Source organism: Geomonas sp. (assembly GCF_056994735.1).
Genome location: NZ_JBXKJL010000414.1, coordinates 1 through 1,887 on the forward strand (window position 1 = coordinate 1; position 1,887 = coordinate 1,887).

Consider the following 1,887-nt stretch of genomic DNA (forward strand, 5'->3'; position numbering starts at 1 on the left):
CGCCGCAGTGCGCCTGCGAGCGCGCTGACCAGAGAGGTGAAAGTCCTCTCCAGGCATACGCTCTCCGGCCTGTAACCGACTGCAACTGCGTCGTCGCGAGACGAGGTGGGGAGCAGCAGGAGGTGAACGATTCATCCGTAGGATAACGAACTCGATTCGGCCTGTCAGGATCGGCGAGCCTGCTGCGGAATGGTGAAGCTTGGACCTGCGAAGAGCAGGAGACCCAGTGAGCTGAGGGGTAGCGTGATAAAGCGGCGCTGGGGGCCTGGGGGGTGGTTGGAGACGGAGGGATCGGAAGGTCAGTGACGTGAAGCAGGGAGACCTGTCCGGGACAGAGGCGGTGTTCATGTTGCCACGAAGCAACCGAAGAGCCGGCCGGGCAGGAGTCAGAGCGTCCATAAGAGCGAAGAAGTCCCGTAACGGGGATGGAGCAAAGGAGACGCAGGGAAGTGGAGACGTGATGGACAGAACGACGGAAGAGAAACCGGCGGGAGTGCCGGAAACGGCTACGCAAGCCGGAGAGATTGCGTCCCGATGGGGATGGGTCGAACCGAGCGTCTGGACGGCACGGATGTTGACGGCCCTCGAAGAGGGGGTAAAAGGAGGCAAGTGGTACAGCTTGATGGATAAGGTGTACGCGATGCCGAACCTGCGGGCGGCCTTCAAGAGAGTGAAGGCCAACGGAGGGGCGGCAGGCGTGGATCACCAGACGGTCGAGATGTACGAGCGTTGCCTGGAGGAGAATCTGGAAAGGCTGTCGCAAGGGCTGAAAGCCGGGACGTACCGGCCGCAAGCGGTGCGACGGGCATGGATACCCAAGCTGGGGAGCAAAGAGAAACGCCCGCTGGGGATCCCGACGGTTCAAGACCGGGTGGTTCAAGCGGCGATACTGCACGTGTTGGAGCCGATCTTTGAACGGGATTATGCCGAGCAAAGTTACGGATTCCGGCCGAACCGGGGCTGTAAGGATGCCCTGAGGAGGGTATGGCAACTGCTTCAGGCAGGACATACCTGGGTAGTAGACGCCGACCTGAAAAGCTACTTTGACACAATTCCCCATGGGTGGCTGATAAAGCGCGTGGAGGAGAAGGTGTCGGACGGCAGAGTGATCGAGATGCTGCAGAGGTACTTGAAGCAAGATGTGATGGACGGGGTGGAGAGCTGGACGCCCGAAGGGGGTACTCCTCAGGGGGCGATCATCAGCCCGATGCTCTCGAACATCTATCTTGACCCGCTGGATCATGCGATGGTTCGGGACGGGCATGAGATGGTGCGCTATGCGGATGATTTCGTGATTCTCTGTCGTAGCGAGGCTGAGGCCGTAGCGGTGCTGGAGAAGGTGCGAGCGTGGGCGGTGCAAGCCGGGCTAACGCTGCACCCGGTCAAGACCAAGGTCGTGAATGCTGAAGAAAAGGGCGGCTTTGACTTTCTGGGCTACCATTTCGAGCGGGGCATGAAGTGGCCGCGCCGGAAGAGCCTGGACAAATTCAAAGAAACGATCCGGGCCAGGACGAGGCGCACATACGGCCACAGTCTGCAGGCTATCATCGAGGACGTCAATCGCACGACTACGGGCTGGTTTGAGTATTTCAAACACAGCAAGCCGAACACATTCCGCGACCTGGATGCCTGGATACGGATGCGGATACGCAGTATTCTCCGCCAACGCCAAGGTGGTCGAGGGCGCGGCCGTGGTAGGGATCATCAACTCTGGCCCATTACCTTCTTTAGCGAGCACGGGTTGTTCTCTCTGGTTACAGCCCATGCGGTAGCGCGTCAATCCTGACTCAGGTGAACCACTAACTGGAGAGCCGGATGCGGGAGATCCGCCTGTCCGGTTCGGAGGGAGGGGGAGTCGAACTCAATCGACTCTCCCTACCCCTATCG

General features: G+C 59.9%; 1 protein-coding gene. It reads left to right on the forward strand.

What is annotated here, in order from left to right; genetic code table 11:
* Positions 1-460: 460 nt before the first annotated feature.
* Positions 461-1,786: a group II intron reverse transcriptase/maturase gene (gene ltrA / locus AC11W3_RS17590; protein ID WP_484093459.1), complete on the forward strand. Its 1,326-nt coding sequence runs from the start codon at positions 461-463 to the stop codon at positions 1,784-1,786.
* The last annotated feature ends 101 nt before the right edge of the window (positions 1,787-1,887 follow it).

Bases quoted from the DNA above. Each gene is read 5' to 3' on its own strand.
- ltrA (WP_484093459.1), top strand. From the start codon at position 461: ATGGACAGAACGACGGAAGAGAAACCGGCGGGAGTGCCGGAAACGGCT.